The organism is Thiorhodococcus minor (assembly GCF_010820565.1).
GTDB lineage: Bacteria > Pseudomonadota > Gammaproteobacteria > Chromatiales > Chromatiaceae > Thiorhodococcus > Thiorhodococcus minor.
The window spans coordinates 19,082-37,792 of the sequence record NZ_JAAIJQ010000055.1; the positions used below are offsets into that span (position 1 = coordinate 19,082).

Sequence of the window (18,711 nt, forward strand, 5' to 3'; positions counted from 1 at the left end):
ATCCAGTTGATCCCGTTGAGCGCCTTGGGGCTCGACTGCTGCTTTCAGGCTCATCGATTGACGGAGAAGGCAAGTCGGACATTGTTCGCAACCAGGCCATTATCCTTCTGATCGCTCTCGTTGACATAGAGCTCCAGCACTGTTTCGCGATTCATCAGCAGGTCTTCTGTGACCTCTTCGGCAAGCTCGTTGGCGTGACAGAAGACGCTGACGTAGGGCGAGCCCGCCTCGCGCGGATCGGTGATCCAGAGATTGGGCGAGATCTGATCCAAGATCCGCAGGAATCCGTAGCCCTTTTCGGGAAACCACTTGGTGCACACGCCGCGGACGCAGGATCCCGGCTTACCCCATTCGTTGCGCGGCTCGTAGGAGATTGGCAGCAGGTCCGGTATGAGAAAGCCGGAATAGAAGGCGTCGACCTCCTGTTGGAGCTGCCGCGAGACGTTCTTGAAGCCGATCAGCTCGACGCGGCATCCCTTGTTTTGAAGTGCCTCGACCACTTGCAGGAAGTCGCCATCGCCCGTCACCAAGAGGACCTGATCGAGACGATCGGCCTGAAGCATGGCGTCGACCGCCATGTCGAGGTCCGCGTTCGCCTTGGTCGTGACGTTGCCATTCTCGTCGGTGTAGCGCCGTACCAGCTTGACCGTGATCTTCCAGCCGAAGTCGCGCACCATCTGCTGATAGGCGTACGCCTTCTTGCGGTACTCGATGTCCTCGCGCGCGCGCTCCGCATCGAAGGCCATGTAGGTATTGAGGCGCTGCAGGATGCCGCCCTCACGTGCCGCGAAGCGCCGTAGCACGTCATAGCGCATCTGATAACCGCCGTTGTAGCGCACATTCTCAGCGTCGACGAAGACTCCTACTCTGAAATTCGAGCCCAAAACCTGACCTCTGTCTTTTCAATTCATCAAAGAAAAGTCGGCTTCCGGCACAAGGCACGGCCGACTCAATGGAAATCCCTTCCAGCATTCCGAATCCCTGTATTGCGCTAAGAGCGAAGCTGGCTGCAAGTCAAACAGGCGCCCGGAGCATGCCGATCCTCGGGCTTCCGGGAGGGTGACGCCGCGATCATTCGAATAAAGGGACGATGCGGCATTGGAGATTAGGCGCTGCGAGCGGCGCCCGTCCAGCCCAACCGGAGGACGGGTGCCGCTGCGGCTTGCATGGAGATTACTGATTGGCGCGGTTGTCGATGAGGTCGTTCACGACGGTCGGATCGGCCAGTGTCGAGGTGTCGCCAAGCGAGTCGATCTCGTTTGCGGCGATCTTGCGCAGGATGCGGCGCATGATCTTGCCCGAGCGGGTCTTCGGCAGGCCGGGCGACCACTGGATGATATCGACGGTTGCGATGGGTCCGATCTCGCCACGGACCAGCGCGACCAGCTCCTTCTTCAGCTCGTCGGTCGGCTCGACGCCCGCCATGGGGGTCACATAGGCGTAGATGCCTTGGCCCTTGACGTCGTGCGGGTAGCCGACGACTGCGGCCTCCGCGACATGCGGATGCAGCACCAGGGCGGACTCGATCTCGGCGGTGCCAAGGCGGTGGCCCGAGACGTTGAGCACATCGTCGATACGGCCGGTGATCCAGTAGTAGCCGTCGGCGTCGCGGCGCGCGCCGTCACCTGTGAAGTACTTGCCCGCATACTGCTTGAAGTAGGTGTCGATGAAGCGCTGGTGGTCACCATAGACGGTGCGCATCATGGCCGGCCAGGGGCGGGTGATGACCAGGGCGCCTTCGCCCTGACCCTCGATCGGCGTGCCCTCGGCCGGGTCCACCAGGGCTGGCGTGACGCCGAAGAAGGGACGCGTCGCCGAGCCCGGCTTGAGCGGGGTCGCGCCGGGCAGCGGGGTGATGAGGTGACCGCCGGTCTCGGTCTGCCACCAGGTATCGACGATGGGGCAGCGGCCGTCGCCGACGACATTGTGGTACCACTCCCAGGCCTCGGGGTTGATGGGCTCGCCCACCGAGCCGAGGATGCGCAGCGATTTCCGCGAGGTCTTCTTGACCGGCTCTTCGCCGGCGCGCATGAGCGAGCGGATGGCGGTGGGCGCGGTGTAGAAGATGGACACGTTGTGCTTGTCGACCACCTGCCAGAAGCGCGACATGTCCGGGTAGTTCGGAATGCCCTCGAACATCACCGAGGTGGCTCCATTCGCCAGGGGGCCATAGACGATGTAGGTGTGACCCGTGACCCAGCCGACGTCGGCGGTGCACCAGTAGACCTCGCCATCTTGATAGTCGAAGGTGTACTTGTGGGTCATGGCGGCGTAGACCAGGTAGCCGCCCGTGGTGTGCAGCACGCCCTTGGGCTTGCCGGTCGAGCCCGAGGTGTAGAGGATGAAGAGCGGATCTTCCGCGTCCATCTCCTCCGCCGGGCAGTCGTTGGATGCGGCCGCCATGGCCTCGTCGTACCAGATGTCGCGACCCTCGGTCCATTCGACGTTACCACCAGTGCGGCGCACGACGACCAGGGTGTCGACGTTGGGGCACTCGTTCAGTGCGGTGTCGGCGTTCTTCTTAAGCGGGATTTGGCGTCCGCCGCGCACGCTCTCGTCGGAGGTGATGACCAGCTTGCACTCGGAGTCGAGCACGCGGTCGCGCAGCGAATCCGGGGAGAAGCCGCCAAAGACGATGGAGTGGACCGCGCCGATACGGGTACAGGCCAGCATGGCGACCGCCGCTTCCGGGATCATCGGCAGATAGATGCAGACGCGGTCGCCCTTCTTGACGCCGCGCGACTTGAAGACGTTCGCCAGCTTGCAGACTTCCTCATGCAGCTCGCGATAGGTGATCTTGCGGTCCTCCTCGGGATTGTCGCCTTCCCAGATGATGGCGACCTGGTCGCCGCGGGTCTCGAGATGACGGTCCAGGCAATTGGAGGAGACGTTGAGCTTGCCGCCGTCGAACCACTTGATGTGGAGGTTGTCCGCGTCGAAGCTGTAGTCCATGACCGTGGTCCAAGGCTTGGTCCAGGTCACGAACTTCTCGGCCTGCTCGGCCCAAAATCCATCGGGGTCGTCGATCGAGCGCTGGTAGAGGCTCGCGTATTGCTCGGCGTTGACGTGTGCTTGGGTCGCGATGTCCGCGGGGACTGGATAGACCTTTTCTTCCGACATAGGTGTCGTCTCCTCAGCTCTGGATTGCTTGGGTGATTGAGCCAGCGCGCGCCTTATAGATCTCTTTCGTCGGCTGGCTGGCTGGCGGTGGTGGTGGGAAATAGTAAACCCTTGAAGGATCGAGTATCTAGACGGTGCTCATGATGGATTTGTCTCAACAGAGGAAGTCGGCGAGGGGCAAGCCCTTGCCGTCATCGCGATAGGCCGCCTGGGCCAGGAAGAGCTCCGCCGCCGTCAGGGCATCGCTCAAGGCGTTGTGTGCGCCATAGCGCGGCAGATTGTAGCGACTGGCGAGTGCGAACAGCCTTAGATCAGAGGGTTGATAGGGAATCTGCCGTCGCTCGAAGGTTCGGTAGGCCAGAACCTGTGTGTCGACGGTCCGCATCAGGAGTCCGCGCCCCCAGCACGCCTTGCTGGCATTGCTCAGAAAACCCTGCTCGATCGTCGCGTGATGCGCGAGCATCACCTTGCCGGTGAGCGCCGCGAGCACTTCCTCCATCACCTCGCTCAGCTCGCTGCCCTGCGCGGACTGATCGTCGGTAATCTGGTGGATCACGGCGCTGGCCTCCGGGATCGACCGATCGATACGAACGACGCGGTGGCGTGCCGTCGAGAGGTCGATCGTCGCCCCCCGCACGGTGACATAGCCCACGCTCAAGATTTGATCCTGTCGAACGTCGAGTCCGGTGGTCTCGAGATCGACCGACAAGTACTCCTGCTCGCGATAATCCGTGCGCGTCCGCGGGAACGGCTGGGTCAGGTAGTCCCGCAGCGGGCCTGGCGGAGTGCGACGCAACTGCCAACGGCGTCGCCAATCGAGAAGGAGCGGCATTAGCCCGGATGCCGCCGCTCGCCAGCGATCGGCCGGAGTCGCGCGAGTTTAGGCAAAACGTCCCGCCTGATAGCGTTGTCCGAGCGATTCCTGCATGGTGTTGATCAAGAGGAACGCCTCCTTCAGATGGCCGCGCTCCAGTGGCGAGAGCTCGTCCGGAGAGAGGAAGTTGTCCGCTTTTTGCCCCTTGCGGAGCTGCTCCGCCTGATGGCGAATCCTCAGCGTTCCGATGAACTCGAGCGCGTCGACGAGGTTCGCCGCGCCGTCCTTGCTCAAGGCCCCGCGCTCCGCCGCGGCTTGCAGCCGTTCGATGGTATTGGTTTCGGGGATACCCGCCGTCAGCGAATAGACGCGCGCCAAATCGATGATGGGGACGATGCCGCGATGCTTGATGTCAAACGTATGGTCGTGGTCCCCGCCGTGGATGAGCACGATGTTGCGGAAGAAACCGAGTGGCGGGCGGTTCTTGACGGCATTGGCCGCCATGTAGGCGATGAAGATGCGATTGGCGCGTGACTGATCGAGCATCCGCTCCTGCAGCTCGTCGAAGAGATCGGCTGGATCATGCAGGGGGCGCAGGTCGAAGAAGACACTGGAGAGCATCAGCGCCATCGGCTCCGGCTTGAGAATCCAGTTGGTGAAGTACTTGTTCCAGATCCGCAGCGTCTGTCGCCACTTGGGATTCATCGCCATGACGTCGCCAGGGCAATAGACGAACCCGCAGGCGTTCAGGCCGTCGTTGACGAACTTGGCGAGCGCGGCGAAGTAGGGCTCATCGTCCGGCTTCATCTGGTCGGAGATGACCAGGGCGTTATCCTGATCGGAGTGCCACGACTGCTCCCGGCGGGCCTGAGAGCCCCCGACGACCCAGGCATAGGGCACCGGCGGGCTACCGAGCTCCGCCTCCGCCAGCTCGATCAGCCTTTGAGTGATGGCATCAGTGATGGCGCTGACCGCCTGCCCGACGTGGCTTGCGGTCGCACCGCCGGTGACTAGATGGACCTGCAGCTCCGAAACCTTGGCGCTGATTTTGACCAGCGTCTCGATGGAGTCGGCGCGGTGGATGTCGCCGACCAGGTAGACCGAGTTGGCGCTTTGGAAACGTGTGAGATCGGTTGAGGAGATCAGCCCGGCGACGCGGTCGTCTTCCAGCACCGGCAGATGGTGCACATTGAGCCGTGTCATGGCGATCAGTGCTTGGAACCCAAGCGTCTCCATGTCCACGGACACCAGCTTCTCCGTCATGATCTCGCGCACTGGCCTGTCCGTCGGCAGGCCCGCGGCGACGCAACGGTTGCGCAGGTCGCGGTCGGTGATCATGCCGGCCAGGTGCTCGCCGTCCATGATCAGTAGCGACGAGACATGGTGCTCGGACATGATCTTGGCGGCGTCGCGGATGCTTGTATCCGGACTGGATGTGATGGGGCCGCGCTTCACCATGTCGCGGACGCGCACCGTCATGAGGCCGGTGCTCGGCGTGTCGACCACCACATCCAGCGCCTTGCGCAGACGGTTCGACAACGATTGATCGAAGTGCTCGGAGAAGGCCTCGGACTGGGCGCGCAGCGCCGTCAGCTCGGCGCATGGTAGGACATAGACGAGGGTGTCCTCAGCGGTCTTGCCTTGATAGCCGGGCTCGGGCGCATCCTTTCGGCATTGCTGCTCACAGAGATCGCCCTCGGCGAGCTTGCCGACGAGCTCGCCCTGCTCGTCGCGCAGCTCGACGGCACCACGTCTCAGGATGTAAAGACAGGACTGCTCTGGGTCCGTCGGGGGAAATGCGGTGCCGCGGCGGAAGTAGCGCACCGTCAGACGCTTTGGCAGCCGCTGCAGGACGTCTGCCGGCAGCTGGTCGAAGGGTGGATGACTGGCAAGGAACTCTTGGATCTCGATGAGCTCGACGTCCATCGCGGAATACCCCTTCGGTGTGCAGTGAAGGAAAGTCTTGGATTCTTCGTGCTTCTGCGGGTCTGCGCGCCGCTCTTGGAGGTCGTGCTGGCGCCATGAGTCTACGCCAATCCCCAATTGAATCACGAAAAATGCGTCCTGTTTCGGTGGTAAACGGATTTATTGAATTGACTCTCTCAATGTTGGCTGGGGCGGGGCGTGAGAGCCTCTGTCGTGCGGCCGCAACTCGGTCGTATGCGGCATCCTTCTGAATGATCTAACGAAAAAGCCCCGCCAGAGGCGGGGCCTTATCAGCGTCCGTGCTGAGTTGGGTCAGTGACCCGTAGGCGCTCCAGCGCCACCTGGGACGCGGACGTCCTCGACGAGGTGCTGGATGTGCTCCGGAGGCGGTGCCGTCACCGCGGAGACCAGGTAGGCCACGGTAAAGTTGACCAAAGCACCCACGGCTCCGAAGGCGTTCGGCGAGATGCCGAAGAACCAGTCCTCGCCCATGCCCATCTCGGGCATCAGGAAGGCGGTCCCAGGCACGAAGAAGATGCCTTTGTGCTGGAACACATAGAGCAGGGTGACGGTGATACCCGCGATCATGCCCGCGATGGCTCCCGCCTTGTTCATCCGTTTCGCGAAGATGCCCATCATGAGCACGGGAAAGATGGACGAGGCCGCGAGACCGAAGGCGATGGCCACGGTTCCCGCCGCGAAGCCTGGCGGATTCAATCCCAGGTAGCCCGCGACCAGGATAGCGACGATCATCGAGAGTCGGCCGGCGGTGAGCTCCGCCTTCTCAGAGATGTTTTTCGCGATCACGCCCTTGAGGAGGTCATGCGAGATTGAGGATGAGATCGCCAACAGCAGACCTGCGGCCGTGGAGAGCGCGGCGGCTAGACCACCCGCGACCACCAAGGCGATGACCCAAGCCGGTAGACTCGCGATCTCCGGGTTGGCGAGTACCATGATGTCGCGGTCGACCTTGACCATCTCGTTGCCTTTCCAGCCGAAGGATTCCGCCTTGGGAGCGAATTCGGGGTTGGCGTCATTGTAGTACTGGATGCGCCCGTCGCCGTTCTTGTCCTCGTACTGCAGCAGGCCGGTCTCTTCCCACTTCTTGAACCAATCCGGACGCTCGTCATAGAGGAGGTTGCCGTCCTCGGCGCCGACGGGGCCGATCTGAATCGTGTCCATCAGGTTGAGGCGCGCCATGGCGCCGACGGCAGGGGCCGTGGTGTACAGCAAGGCAATGAAGACCAGCGCCCAACCGGCCGAGTAGCGGGCATCGCGCACCTTCGGCACGGTGAAGAAGCGGATGATGACGTGCGGCAGACCGGCGGTGCCGATCATGAGCGAGAGGGTGTAGACGAACATGTTCAAGGAGCTTCCCATCACCTGCGTCGTGTACTCCTTGAAGCCGAGCTCGGTCACGACCAAGTCGAGCTTGTCGAGCAGTGTCAGGCCGCTGGCGACCCCGTCTTCCACGTAGCCGCTGCCCAGCCCAAGCTGGGGTACCGGGTTGCCGGTGAGGTTCAGCGAGATGAAGATCGCCGGGACCGTGTAGGCGAAGATCAGAACCACGTACTGGGCGATCTGGGTGTAGGTGATGCCCTTCATGCCGCCGGCGACTGCGTAGATGGCGACGATGCCCATGCCGATATAGAGGCCCATGTCATAGGGGACCTCGAGGAAGCGGGAGAAGGCGACGCCGATACCCTTCATCTGGCCGATGACGTAGGTGATGGAGGCCAGGATCAGGCAGATGACCGCGACGATGCGCGCCGCCTGCGAGTAGTAGCGGTCTCCGATGAACTCGGGAACCGTGAACTTGCCGAACTTGCGCAGATAGGGCGCAAGCAGCAGCGCGAGCAGCACGTAGCCGCCGGTCCAGCCCATTAGGAAGACGGATGCGCCGTAGCCGTTGAAGGCGATGAGCCCGGCCATGGAGATGAAGGAAGCCGCCGACATCCAGTCGGCCGCGGTTGCCATGCCGTTGGCGACCGGGTGAACGCCGCCGCCGGCGACGTAGAATTCGCCGGTCGTTCCGGCTCGGGCCCAGATGGCGATGCCGATGTACAGCGCGAAGGTCGCGCCGACAACGCCGTAGGTCCACATATCAAGTGCAGTCATGGATGCGCGCTCCTCAGTCTTCTTCGACTTCGAATTTCTTGTCCAGCTTGTTCATGCTGGTGGCATAAACAAAGATCAGGACCAGGAAGACATAGATCGAGCCCTGCTGGGCGAACCAGAAGCCGAGCGGATAGCCGCCGAGCTTGATCGCGTTCAGTGGCTCGACGAGCAAGATGCCGAACCCGTAGGAGACGATGAACCAGACAATCAGCAGGATGCTCAGAAGGCCGAGGTTGGCCCTCCAATATCCCGCACGGTTTTCAGGTGTCATTTAGGATGTCACTCCGTTCAAAGTTTGCGGTGGTTGCAGAGTTGCTTCGGGGTGACGGGGCGCAATGACCCGCAGCCCGCGGACGCGGACTGGTAGATCCAAACAGTGGCAGAAGGCCCCCTCAGTCTTCGTTATGTTTCATCCGCTTCAATCTGCCGGATTCGCGGATTGTCGGCATTGTCTGGTCGCCCTTGCCGCGATGTCAACGCTCGTGGTGCCTCCTGTCGTCGGAAGAGACGGCGGAACGACCCGGTATCGTGCACAAAAAAGTAAGAAACTGACGGCAGTTGCGAGTGATTGGGCGGTTGCCAATCCCCGGGCGTTTTTTTAGTCTGATCAACGGCCGCGCGCCTCTGGGCCATGCTGCGGACCCCTTTAGTCGAGCTAGAATTAAATTTGTGAATACAATGAATTACCTCAGTACCCGTGGTGGTATCGAGCCCGTCGGCTTCGCGCAGGCGGTCATGATGGGCCTGGCGACCGACGGAGGCCTGCTCGTCCCCGAGCACATCCCCCAGGTCGATGCGGCCACACTGACGCAGTGGTCGACGCTCGATTTTCGGGGCCTCGCACTGGAAGTGTTGACACTTTTCGTCGGCGACGAGATTTCTCGCGAGCATCTCCGCACCCTCATCGAGCGCTCCTACGCGACCTTCGCGCACCCCGAGGTCACTCCGGTCGTGGAGCAGGACGGGCTCCGAATCCTCGAGCTCTTCCATGGCCCGACCGCCGCCTTCAAGGACGTCGCGCTGCAGTTTTTAGGGAATCTCTTCGAGTATTTGCTCGAGCGGGATGGCGGGCAGCTCAACATCGTCGGGGCGACCTCCGGAGACACGGGCTCCGCCGCCATCTATGGCGTGCGCGGCAAGGAGCGCATCCAGATCTTCATCCTGCATCCGAAGGGACGCGTCTCGCCGATCCAAGAGCGTCAGATGACCACGGTGCTGGATGCGAATGTCCACAACATCGCGGTCCGCGGGACCTTCGATGACGCCCAGGGCATCGTCAAGGCGCTCTTCAACGATCTTCCGTTCAAGTCCGCCTACCGCCTCGGCGCGGTCAATTCCATCAACTGGGCCCGGATCCTGGCGCAGACCGTCTACTACTTCTATGCCTGGGGGCGCATGGCTCAGGGGGATCCGGGGCGGCGCATCAGCTTCTCGGTGCCCACGGGCAACTTCGGGGATGTCTTCGCTGGCTATCTGGCCAAGCGCATGGGGCTGCCGGTCGACCGCCTGGTCATCGCCACCAACCGCAACGACATCCTGACGCGCTTCATCGATTCTGGCAGCTACGCGGTCAGCGACCAGGTCTATCACACCCTGAGTCCGGCCATGGACATTCAGATCGCCTCGAACTTCGAGCGCTATCTCTATTACTTGTATGACGGGGATAGCGCGACGGTGCGCGCGCTGCTGGAGCAGATGCAGCGGACCGGACAGCTCGAGGTGGACGCCGCCCGTCATGCCCAGGCCCGCGCGGATTTCGACGCCGTCGCCGCAACGGACGAGCAGACGCTGGCGCAGATCCGAGAGACCTTCGAGGCGACCGGCTACATCCTCTGTCCGCATACCGCCGTCGGTGTCCACGCCGCTCGTGGCAGATCGGACACCCTCTGCCTCGCGACGGCTCACCCCGCCAAGTTCGCCGAGGCGGTCCGCGAGGCGATCGGCCAGGAGGCCCCTCAGCCGCCCTCGCTGCAAGGCTTGATGGACAAGGAGCCGCGCTGCACCGAGCTCGATGCCACGGCCGATGCGGTGAAGGGGCATCTCGAGGCGACTCTTGCCACGGGGACGGACGCATGAGCGAGGCAGCCCGCTATGTCCGCATCATGGACACGACCCTGCGCGACGGTGAGCAGACGCAAGGCGTGTCTTTCTCGCCGGGCGAGAAGGTCAATCTGGGCAAGACGCTGCTCGAGCAGGTGCGCGTCGACCGGATCGAGGTGGCCTCGGCGCGGGTGTCTTCGGGGGAGGCGAGCGCGGTCTCGCAGATCGTCGCCTGGGCGGCGGAGCGCGATCTTGCGGACCGGGTCGAGATCCTCGGTTTCGTCGACGGCGGCCGTAGCGTCGACTGGATCGCCGACGCTGGCGGGCGCGTGATCAACCTGCTGGCCAAGGGGAGCGAGAAGCACTGCCGAGGGCAGCTCTGCAAGACCCTGGACCAGCACGTTGCCGACGTCCGCGAGACCATCGTCTATGCCAGGAGACGCGGCCTGGCCGTCAACCTCTATCTGGAGGACTGGTCCAACGGCTATCGCGACAACCCAGGCTATGTCTTCGGCTTCATCGAGCGGCTCGCCGATACCGGAATCGGTCATTACATGCTCCCGGATACGCTGGGTGTGATGACACCTGAGCGTGTCTTCGCGGCGGTCTCGGACATGGTCCAGCGCTTCCCTGGGCTGCAGTTCGATTTTCACCCGCACAACGACTACGGGCTGGCGACCGCGAACGTCATGGCGGCGGCCCAAGCCGGGGCCGCCGCGGTGCACTGCACCGTCAACTGCCTGGGCGAGCGCGCGGGCAACGCCTCGCTGGCCGAGGTGGCGGTGAACCTGCGCGATCAGCTCGGCTTCGAGATCGGTATCGACGAGAGCCACCTGGCTCGGGCCAGCGAGCTGGTCGAGTATTTCTCCGGCAAGCGCATCGCCGACAACGCCCCCATCGTCGGCGCGGACGTCTTTACCCAGACCGCCGGCATCCATGCCGACGGCGACAAGAAGGGCAGCCTCTACCATAGCCGGCTGTCGCCCGAGCGCTTCGCCAGGCGGCGCAAGTATGCGCTCGGCAAGCTCGCCGGCAAGGCCTCGCTCGCCAAGAATCTCGAGCGTCTGGACATCGATCTCTCCGAGGAGAGCCAGCGCAAGGTCTTGCAGCGGATCGTCGAGCTCGGCGACTCCAAAAAGACCATCACGACCGAGGATCTGCCCTTCATCATCGCGGAGGTGCTGGAGAGCAAGGACTACAACCACGTCGAGCTCCTCGCCTGCAACATCTCGTCGAGTCTGGGGCTGGACTCGACCGCGAGCATCAAGATCCGGATCGGCGCGCAGGAGCATACCGCCGCCGGCAGCGGCAACGGCGGCTATGACGCCTTCACCAGCGCCCTGGCCAAGGTCGTCAAGAAGCAAGGGCTGACCCTGCCGCAGCTCACTGACTTCGAGGTGCGCATCCCCAAGGGCGGCCGCACCGACGCCCTGACCGAGTGCAGCATCACCTGGCAGACCAGTCAGGGTGAGCTGCGGACCCGTGGTGTCCATGCCAACCAGGTGTTCGCCGCCGTGGGGGCTACGGTGCGGATGCTGAATATCCTCATGCATCGCGCGCTGGCCGAGCCGAAGCAGGCCGCAGGTGTCTCGACACTGGAAGCCGAGTCGGCGCCCGAGCTGATGCGCGCGGCCGCGAGCTGACTGTCCGGGGCTTGGTGTCGAGGCCGTGCCGGTCGCCGAGTTGGACGAGCGCGCCCGTCGGCTTTCAGTCTAGAGCGAGCAGTCAGTCGCCAGCGGCCAGCCTAGAGGCGCTGTCTTGTCGAGGTCGTGGTCTCGCTCGCGGCTGATCAGCATCCATCCGTGGAGTCAGCGCTCGCCTTGCTGCGCACCGCCGCGCGGCGGCAGCGGCGACCACCAGCCGATCCCAACCAGCAGCCCGCCGACCGCGAGGAAGGAGACGATCCGCTCGATGGTGCCGCTCGCCGCGAGATCGACCGCGAACAGCTTGACCACGGCGGCGGCCAGGACGGTTGCGCCAGCGATCCAGGCCGGACGTGAGCGTCGCAGCCGCGCGAGCAGCAGGAGTCCGACGCCCACCAGCCCCCAAAGCACGGCGACGGCAGTCTGCGCCAGGTCCGAGCGGAAGAGCGCGTCCCATTCGTAGGGAATCAGCCACAGGTGGTCGAGGGCGCGCAGCAGGACCAGATTGACCCAAAGGAACGCGAGTGCGCCGAAGGCGGCCCGAAACAGATCCGCCTCGCCTGGCGTGGGCTGGACCAGGGCTTCGCGCTCGAGGCGCTTGCGCCATCGCCAGAGTGCGATCAGAACGAGCGCAAAGCTGATGTCCAAAGGGTTGAGCGCCGGCAGCCAAGGGACGGGGGCCGAGTCCCCAGGGGACTGCACTGACCATAATGTCCAGAGGAGCAGGACGAACGCCAGGACGCTCCCCGCACCCAGCGCGTAGCCAAAGGTCCAGCGCCCGATGGGCCAGGTTCGCAGCTCGGTTAGGATCAGCAGGGTGACGAGCGGCACCCAGGCCACCGCGGCCGTGCGCCAGCCTTCGGCCAGCGAGGAGTGGTCCATCAGGCGCCAAAGCACCTCCCACTCCAGGGTGGCGACCACCAGGAGGGCGAGCGCGACATGGCTCCAGGCTAGATAGGGCCTGGCGTCGCGTCGCTCGACCCGCAGCAATACAACATAGGCGGCGAGAAAGAAGCCCGGCCAGGCCGTCAGGCCGCCCGCGCTGGAAGGGTGCGCAGCCCGCTCGAGACTCACGGCCAGGGCGGCTACCCCCAGGAGTGGCAGCGCGGCCTGTGCGCGATGCAGTTTGGACCAAGTGGCGATGCTGGCGATCGCCTCGCTCAAGAGGGCGGTCAAGACGCCATACCAGAGCAGCTTGGATGCCAGGGCCGCGCCCGCGTCCAAGCGCAGCAGCTCGATGATTCCACCGCCGAGCCACCAGGCCAATCCCCAGAGGAGCAGCCAAGCGGCCCCGCCGCGCTCCCAGCCCCTGCGGCTTGCGTCCGCTCGGTCCAGCCAATAGGCGCTGGCGATGCCGGCGGCCGCCAGCGCGACGGCCCCGCTATAGGCGGCGTTCATAAAGGGGCGCTCGGTCGGATAGGGCAAGCCCGCGATCAAGGCGATGGCAGCCCCGGCTTGCAGCAACAGGCCAAGGGCGCGCGTCAGCGGCCGGCCCTGGCGGCTGCCGATCCAGACCAAGCCGGCGCCCTCCAGCGCCCAGACGCCTGCCGTGGTATCGGTCGCGAGCGCAAAGGGCACGGCGACGGACAGGAAGATGATGCCCAAGACGCCGAACGCCTGGGCGAGCAGCTTGAGACCTGGCGGCTTGAGCAGGACCAGGCCGCCGCTCAGCGCCAGGTAGAAGCCCCCGAGCGCGACGGCCGAGATGGCGATGCCGTGCTCGAAATGCCGGACCAGCTCGATTTGGCAGGCGAAGGCGGCAATGGGGGTGCCGAAGACGAGTGTCGCGTCGACATAACCGCGCAAGCGCGGTGGCTGCCTGCTGGCATAGAGCACGGCGATGGCGACATAGAAGAGGAAGAAGAGCACCAGAAAGGGCTCTGTGCTCGCAAAGCGGCTGGGCGCATAGCGCAGCACGCCCCAGAGGATGGCGACACCGAAGGTGAAGCCGAATCCGAGCAGGTTCAGCGCACGCCAGCTGCGCATCCAAGCGACTGCGAAGATGGCGGTATTGAGCAAGGCGTAGTAGCTGAAGAGGCTGACTTGGTCGCGATTGCCGGCCCCGGTGACGACTGGGGCCAGGAAGCCCCCCGCAAAGCCGAACCAGGCCAAGGCAGGTGCGTTTTGCGCGACCGCCAGGGTCGCGGCCGTGAGGCCGATCAGGGCGAGGAGCGCGAAGGCCGAGGTTGGCCCCAGCAAGTGCGCGAGCTGAAAGGCGCCATAGGTGTCGAGATAGAGAATGCCGATGGCCGCGCCTTGCAGCAGCAGGCCATAGTCGCGCCGCCTCCTTCGCAGGACCCAGCCGAGCCCGAGGAGTCCCAGGGCGATCGCGGCGACGGCCATCAGGCGCAGTTGCAGCGTCAAGGTCAGCCAGTCCTGATCTACGGCGTACTTGACGAGAAAGGCGACGCCGAAGAAGACCAGCAGGATGCCGACCCTGACGAAGAGGTTGCCCGTGCTCAGCCAGTCACGGACCAAATCCAGGGCGCGCGCTCCGGGGAAGGGCGCCAGGGGTGCTTCGGCCTGGGGGCGGGCGGGCGGCGTGTCGGCCTTCTCGGCCGTCCAATCCAGCGAGAGCGGCTGCTCCGCCGGCTGGATGGGCGACGTGCCGGCTTCGGGCTCGCCCCTGCTTCGGCTGGGCTGTGGCGCGGGCGCTTCGCGCAGCGGGGCGGCGGGCGGCTGCAGCGCATCCAACCTGAGCCGCAGCGACCGCAGCCGGAGCTCGAGCGCGATGGTTCTGCCAAGGATCAGGCCCAGCAGGGCGTAAAGGAGGGGGCTTTGCTGCCAAAGGCCGAGGGCGAGTCCGAGCAGCGCTGCGAGGAGGGTGATCAGCAAGGGCCTGTCCGATTTGGGCACGGTCTGATGCTAGCATACGGGCATTGGCGCGGAAGCAGGATGGCGGTCCGCGATCGCTTCGCCCCTTGACCTCGACCTTTGCTCGCCTGCCGCGACGCGCGATGGAACGGATCCGGCTTGGGCGCGCGTCCGTCTCCGTTGCTTCGCAGGAGTCCGCAGCCATGAATCCAGAGAAAGTCGTCTTCGGCTTCTTCATCGTCCTCGCCCTGACCCTGAATTTCGGCTTCTTCGTCGGCGAGCTCGACAATCCCTCCCATCATCACGCCTGGGAGCTGTTCGCCGTGGTGGTCGTCAATATGATCGCGACCGTGCTCAAGTTCGGCGATCGCACCCAGATGGGGGCCGTCCTGCTGGCAACCAGTCTGGTAGCCATGCTCCAGCTGATCGCCGCCAGCTTGGTGTGGACCTTCGCCGTCTATGCCACGGATGCGGGACTCACCGCCTCGATCATGGCCAGCATCGTGTCGCTCTCGGGCGGTGCCATGATCGCCAATGTGGTGTCCGTCACCCTGCTGGTGATCGAGACCGTCATGCTGCGCCGCTAGTCGGTCGCGGCCCTCGACCGAGGCGTTTCGCCCGATGGACACCATCTTCTTCCTCGTACTGCGGCGGATGCGCACGCCGCTGCTGACGCTGATCGTCGCCTATGCGGTCGCGATGGCGGGCATGGCGATCATCCCGGCTCAGGACGCGGACGGCAATCCGACGACCATGAGCCTCTTCCATGCCTTCTACTTCGTCAGCTACATGTCGACGACCATCGGCTTTGGCGAGCTGCCGAACGCCTTCACGGATGCCCAGCGCATCTGGGTCTCGGTCTCGGTGTTCGTGACGGTCGCGGTGTGGATCTACGCCATCGGCAATCTCATTGCCCTGCTCCAGGACACGACCTTGCAGCGCGCCGTCGCGGAGCGCCGCTTTCGCATGCGCGTGCGCAGAATGGCCCATCCCTTCTATCTGATCTGCGGCTATGGTCAGACCGGTAGCACCTTGGTCAAGGGGCTGACCGATCGGCATCTGCATGCCGTCGTCATCGACATCGACCCCGAGCGCATCAGCCTGCTGCAGCTCGACAATCAGCGTGAGTTCGTCCCGGCGCTCTGTGCCGATGCGCGCAGCCCGGACGCGCTCGAGTCGGCCGGGCTCAAGCACCCCCTGTGTCGCGGCGTGGTGGCCCTGACCAATGTCAACGAGGCGAACCTCAAGATCGCCATCGCCGCCAAACTGCTCAACGCGGAGAGCAAGGTGATTTGCCGTGCCGATTCGCATGAGATCGAGGCCAATATGGCCTCGTTCGGCACAGATCACATCTATGATCCCTTCGACGCCTTCGCGCTATACATCGCCGTCGCCATCCAGGCGCCTTGTCAGACCTTGCTGGTCGATTGGCTGTCCGGATTCACCGGCGACACCATCAGCGAGCCCCACTATCCGCCGCATCAGGGGCGCTGGGTAATCTGCGGCTATGGCCGTTTCGGCAAGGCGATGTACAAGCATCTGAAGGAGCAGGGGCTCGACCTGGCGGTGATCGAGGCCGCACCGCACAAGACGGGCATCCCCGCGGAGGGCGTCGTTCACGGGCGTGGCACCGAGGCCGTGACCCTGGAGGAGGCCGAGATCCGGCGCGCCGTCGGCCTGGTCGCCGGCACCGACAACGACGCCGACAATCTTTCCATCGTCATGACCGCGCTCGAGCTCAATCCCGACCTCTTCGTCATCGCCCGCGAGAACCGCCTGCAGAACAAGGAGCTGTTCGACCGGGTCGGCGCTCACGCCATCATGAACCCCAGCACCATCATCGCGCGGCGGATTCGAGTTCGCCTGGTGACGCCTCTGCTGGCGGACTTTTCCAATCTGGCGCGCTTCCAGGACGAGGTCTGGGCCAGCAGCCTGGTCGCGCGCATCATTGCGCTGGTCGAGGAGCGAATGCCCTACGTCTGGGAGGTGAGCGTCGACCAGGAGCGCGCCTTCGCCCTGCACGACGCGCAGGATCGGGGGCTGCACGTGACGCTCGATACCTTGCTCCATGATCCGCGCAATCGGGAGCGACAGCTGCGCGCGATTCCCTTGCTCCTGATCCAGAACGGCGAGCGGATCCTGCTGCCCGCCCTCGACGAGCGCGTCGAGGCCGGCGACCGCCTCCTCTTCTGCGGGCTGGAGGAGGCACGTTGGCGCATGGATTGGGTCCTACAGAACATCCACGCCCTGCGCTACGTGGCCACTGGCGAGAGCCAGCGCGAGGGTGCCGTCTGGCGATGGATTGCGGCTTGGCAACGACCGCGATGATGGCATACTGATCAATCCTTGCCCGCCTATCCGAGGAGGAGGCACATGCGTCAAATCATGACCAGACTCGCTGAGGACCATGCGCGTCTGACCCAGGTTCTCAACATGCTGGATGGACTCCTCGACCGTTTCCATGAGGGAGTGGAGCCCGACTACGAGCTGATGAACGAGCTGCTCGAGTACATGGACAGCTACGCCGACATCGTCCACCACCCTACGGAAGACCTCATCTTCCAGCGCATGCTGGAGAAGGCCTCCGAGCGCCGCGAGGTCTTCGAGGTGCTGATGCGTCAGCACGCCGGTCTGAGCCAGGTGACCAAGCGCTTCCGCGAGTCCATCGAGGGCATCCTCAACGAGGAGGTCCTGCTGCGCGAGGATGTCGAGGCGAACGGCCGGGAGCTGGTGGCGACCAACCGGGCGCACCTGCTCCTGGAAGATACCGAGGCCTTCCCGATCGCCATGCAGACGCTGACGGATGCCGACTGGAAGGAGATCGCGGATGCCGCTCCAGCGTCGGAAGACCCCGTCTTCGGCACCCCGGATCCGCAGCGCTTCAAGGCCCTCTACAAAGAGCTGCACGCACAGTCGAACCCCTGATCGAGACCGCTGGATGACATTCGTAAACACCCTCGACTACCGCCACGACACGCCCGAGACCCTCGGCATTCTGCTCGTCAACCTAGGGACGCCGGATACGCCCAGCGTCCCGGACGTTCGGCGCTATCTGGCCGAGTTCCTCTCGGATCGGCGCGTTGTCGAAATGGCCCGTCTGCCCTGGATGCTGCTGCTGCACGGCATCATCCTGCGGACGCGGCCGAAACGCTCCGCCGAGGCCTATCGCTCGATCTGGACGCCCGAGGGCTCGCCCCTGCTCGAGATCTCCAAGCGTCAGAAGACGGCGTTGCAGGCCTTGCTGAGCGAGCGTTTCGGCGGGCCGGTCAGGGTGGCGCTCGCCATGCGCTATGGCAATCCGTCCGTCCCGGCGGCGCTCGCCGAGCTCAAGGCGGCCAATGCGCGCCGTGTCCTGGTATTCCCGCTCTATCCGCAATACTCCGCCTCCACGACCGCCTCGGTCTTCGACGCCGTGACCCGCGAGCTGCAGCGCTGGCGCTGGCTGCCCGAGCTGCGCTTCATCAACCACTACCATGACGAGCCCGGCTACATCGACGCCCTGGCGGCCAGCATTCGCGCCCATTGGGCCGAGCATGGTCAGGCCGAGCGTCTGCTGCTCTCCCTCCACGGCATCCCGAAGGACTACTTCGAGAAGGGCGACCCCTACCACTGCCACTGTCAGAAGACCGCCCGGCTTCTCGCCGATCGGCTGGAGCTGCCGCCCGAGCGCTGGTTTCTCAGTTTTCAGTCGCGCCTCGGCAAGAGCGAGTGGCTCAAGCCCTATACGGATGCCACGCTCGAGGAATGGGGGCGGCAGGGCGTCAAGTCCGTCCAGGTCCTGTCTCCGGGCTTTTCCGCCGACTGTCTCGAAACCCTGGAAGAGATCTCCATCGAGAATCGCGACCTCTTCCTCGAAGCCGGCGGCGAGTCCTACAGCTACATCCCCTGCCTGAATGACAACCGCGACCATATGGCCCTGCTGACGGACCTCATCGTCAGGCATTGCGCGGGCTGGCCAGAGGTCGCGGGGCCGGCCGCGACCGATGCTGAGCTGCAGGCGCGCGCCGAGCGGGCGAGGGCGATGGGAGCAGCGGTCTAGCTAGGCCGTGCGCCGACCGAGATCCGGGAATTCGAACCGCAAAGGCGCCTAGAACGCGAAGCCATCAAGCGGCTCGTTCCCCGGGCCTGGGTCTCGGTTGTCAGCTGATCCGTAGACCCTTAGTCCCTTATCGACAAAATCTTTGACAAAACGATGAGAATTCTAAAGGGCCTCCAGCACGAGACTCGGCTGCACAA

General features: G+C 64.3%; 13 protein-coding genes. 6 read left to right on the forward strand and 7 right to left on the reverse strand.

Going from position 1 to position 18,711, the window contains the following annotated elements:
- Positions 1-50 precede the first annotated feature (50 nt).
- The 6 genes from G3446_RS17065 to G3446_RS17090 form a co-directional block, all read right to left on the reverse strand.
- Entirely contained in the window at positions 51-884 is an 834-nt protein-coding gene (locus G3446_RS17065) for a LabA-like NYN domain-containing protein (RefSeq protein ID WP_164454041.1), read from the reverse strand.
- A gap of 289 nt (positions 885-1,173) precedes the next feature.
- On the reverse strand, positions 1,174-3,120 hold the full coding sequence (acs, locus tag G3446_RS17070; protein ID WP_164454042.1) for an acetate--CoA ligase: 1,947 nt from the start codon (positions 3,118-3,120) through the stop codon (positions 1,174-1,176).
- A 154-nt stretch (positions 3,121-3,274) separates the two neighbouring features.
- Positions 3,275-3,952 (reverse strand): exonuclease domain-containing protein, encoded by a 678-nt coding sequence (locus G3446_RS17075; protein ID WP_164454043.1) that lies wholly within the window; start codon positions 3,950-3,952, stop codon positions 3,275-3,277.
- 48 nt (positions 3,953-4,000) lie between these two features.
- Positions 4,001-5,860 (reverse strand): putative nucleotidyltransferase substrate binding domain-containing protein, encoded by a 1,860-nt coding sequence (locus G3446_RS17080; RefSeq protein WP_164454044.1) that lies wholly within the window; start codon positions 5,858-5,860, stop codon positions 4,001-4,003.
- Between the two features lie 312 nt (positions 5,861-6,172).
- Positions 6,173-7,978, reverse strand: coding sequence for a sodium:solute symporter family protein (locus tag G3446_RS17085; protein ID WP_164454045.1), 1,806 nt, complete (start codon positions 7,976-7,978; stop codon positions 6,173-6,175).
- A 13-nt stretch (positions 7,979-7,991) separates the two neighbouring features.
- Positions 7,992-8,249 (reverse strand): DUF4212 domain-containing protein, encoded by a 258-nt coding sequence (locus tag G3446_RS17090; protein WP_164454046.1) that lies wholly within the window; start codon positions 8,247-8,249, stop codon positions 7,992-7,994.
- 407 nt (positions 8,250-8,656) lie between these two features.
- Between G3446_RS17090 and thrC the strand changes: the two genes are divergently transcribed.
- Positions 8,657-10,054, forward strand: a complete 1,398-nt coding sequence (gene thrC, locus G3446_RS17095; RefSeq protein ID WP_164454047.1) for a threonine synthase — start codon at positions 8,657-8,659, stop codon at positions 10,052-10,054.
- A complete protein-coding gene (locus G3446_RS17100; RefSeq protein WP_164454048.1) occupies positions 10,051-11,661 on the forward strand; it encodes an alpha-isopropylmalate synthase regulatory domain-containing protein in 1,611 nt (536 codons plus the stop codon). The genes thrC and G3446_RS17100 overlap by 4 nt, the downstream gene beginning before the upstream one ends.
- Positions 11,662-11,826: 165 nt before the next feature.
- On the opposite strand, the gene G3446_RS17105 is transcribed toward G3446_RS17100, so the two are convergent.
- Complete coding sequence (locus G3446_RS17105; protein ID WP_164454049.1) at positions 11,827-14,496, reverse strand: DUF2339 domain-containing protein; 2,670 nt, start codon at positions 14,494-14,496, stop codon at positions 11,827-11,829.
- A gap of 182 nt (positions 14,497-14,678) precedes the next feature.
- Between G3446_RS17105 and G3446_RS17110 the strand changes: the two genes are divergently transcribed.
- From G3446_RS17110 to hemH, 4 genes are read left to right on the forward strand one after another with little or no spacing between them, the layout of a single operon-like run.
- Positions 14,679-15,062 carry a DUF6394 family protein gene (locus tag G3446_RS17110; protein ID WP_164454050.1) on the forward strand — a complete coding sequence of 128 codons (384 nt, stop codon included), beginning with the start codon at positions 14,679-14,681 and terminating at the stop codon, positions 15,060-15,062.
- 34 nt (positions 15,063-15,096) lie between these two features.
- Positions 15,097-16,803: a potassium channel family protein gene (locus G3446_RS17115; protein WP_164454051.1), complete on the forward strand. Its 1,707-nt coding sequence runs from the start codon at positions 15,097-15,099 to the stop codon at positions 16,801-16,803.
- Between the two features lie 45 nt (positions 16,804-16,848).
- Positions 16,849-17,400: a hemerythrin domain-containing protein gene (locus G3446_RS17120; RefSeq protein ID WP_164454052.1), complete on the forward strand. Its 552-nt coding sequence runs from the start codon at positions 16,849-16,851 to the stop codon at positions 17,398-17,400.
- Between the two features lie 13 nt (positions 17,401-17,413).
- The gene (gene hemH, locus G3446_RS17125; protein WP_164454053.1) at positions 17,414-18,514 is read left to right on the forward strand and encodes a ferrochelatase; all 1,101 of its coding nucleotides are present in this window, start codon (positions 17,414-17,416) and stop codon (positions 18,512-18,514) included.
- Positions 18,515-18,711: the final 197 nt, after the last annotated feature.

Coding starts and splice junctions, on each gene's coding strand:
- acs (WP_164454042.1), bottom strand. CDS start 3,120: ATGTCGGAAGAAAAGGTCTATCCAGTCCCCGCGGACATCGCGACCCAA.
- hemH (WP_164454053.1), top strand. CDS start 17,414: ATGACATTCGTAAACACCCTCGACTACCGCCACGACACGCCCGAGACC.
- G3446_RS17085 (WP_164454045.1), bottom strand. CDS start 7,978: ATGACTGCACTTGATATGTGGACCTACGGCGTTGTCGGCGCGACCTTC.
- G3446_RS17090 (WP_164454046.1), bottom strand. CDS start 8,249: ATGACACCTGAAAACCGTGCGGGATATTGGAGGGCCAACCTCGGCCTT.
- G3446_RS17110 (WP_164454050.1), top strand. CDS start 14,679: ATGAATCCAGAGAAAGTCGTCTTCGGCTTCTTCATCGTCCTCGCCCTG.
- G3446_RS17080 (WP_164454044.1), bottom strand. CDS start 5,860: ATGGACGTCGAGCTCATCGAGATCCAAGAGTTCCTTGCCAGTCATCCA.
- G3446_RS17120 (WP_164454052.1), top strand. CDS start 16,849: ATGCGTCAAATCATGACCAGACTCGCTGAGGACCATGCGCGTCTGACC.
- G3446_RS17115 (WP_164454051.1), top strand. CDS start 15,097: ATGGACACCATCTTCTTCCTCGTACTGCGGCGGATGCGCACGCCGCTG.
- G3446_RS17100 (WP_164454048.1), top strand. CDS start 10,051: ATGAGCGAGGCAGCCCGCTATGTCCGCATCATGGACACGACCCTGCGC.
- thrC (WP_164454047.1), top strand. CDS start 8,657: ATGAATTACCTCAGTACCCGTGGTGGTATCGAGCCCGTCGGCTTCGCG.
- G3446_RS17075 (WP_164454043.1), bottom strand. CDS start 3,952: ATGCCGCTCCTTCTCGATTGGCGACGCCGTTGGCAGTTGCGTCGCACT.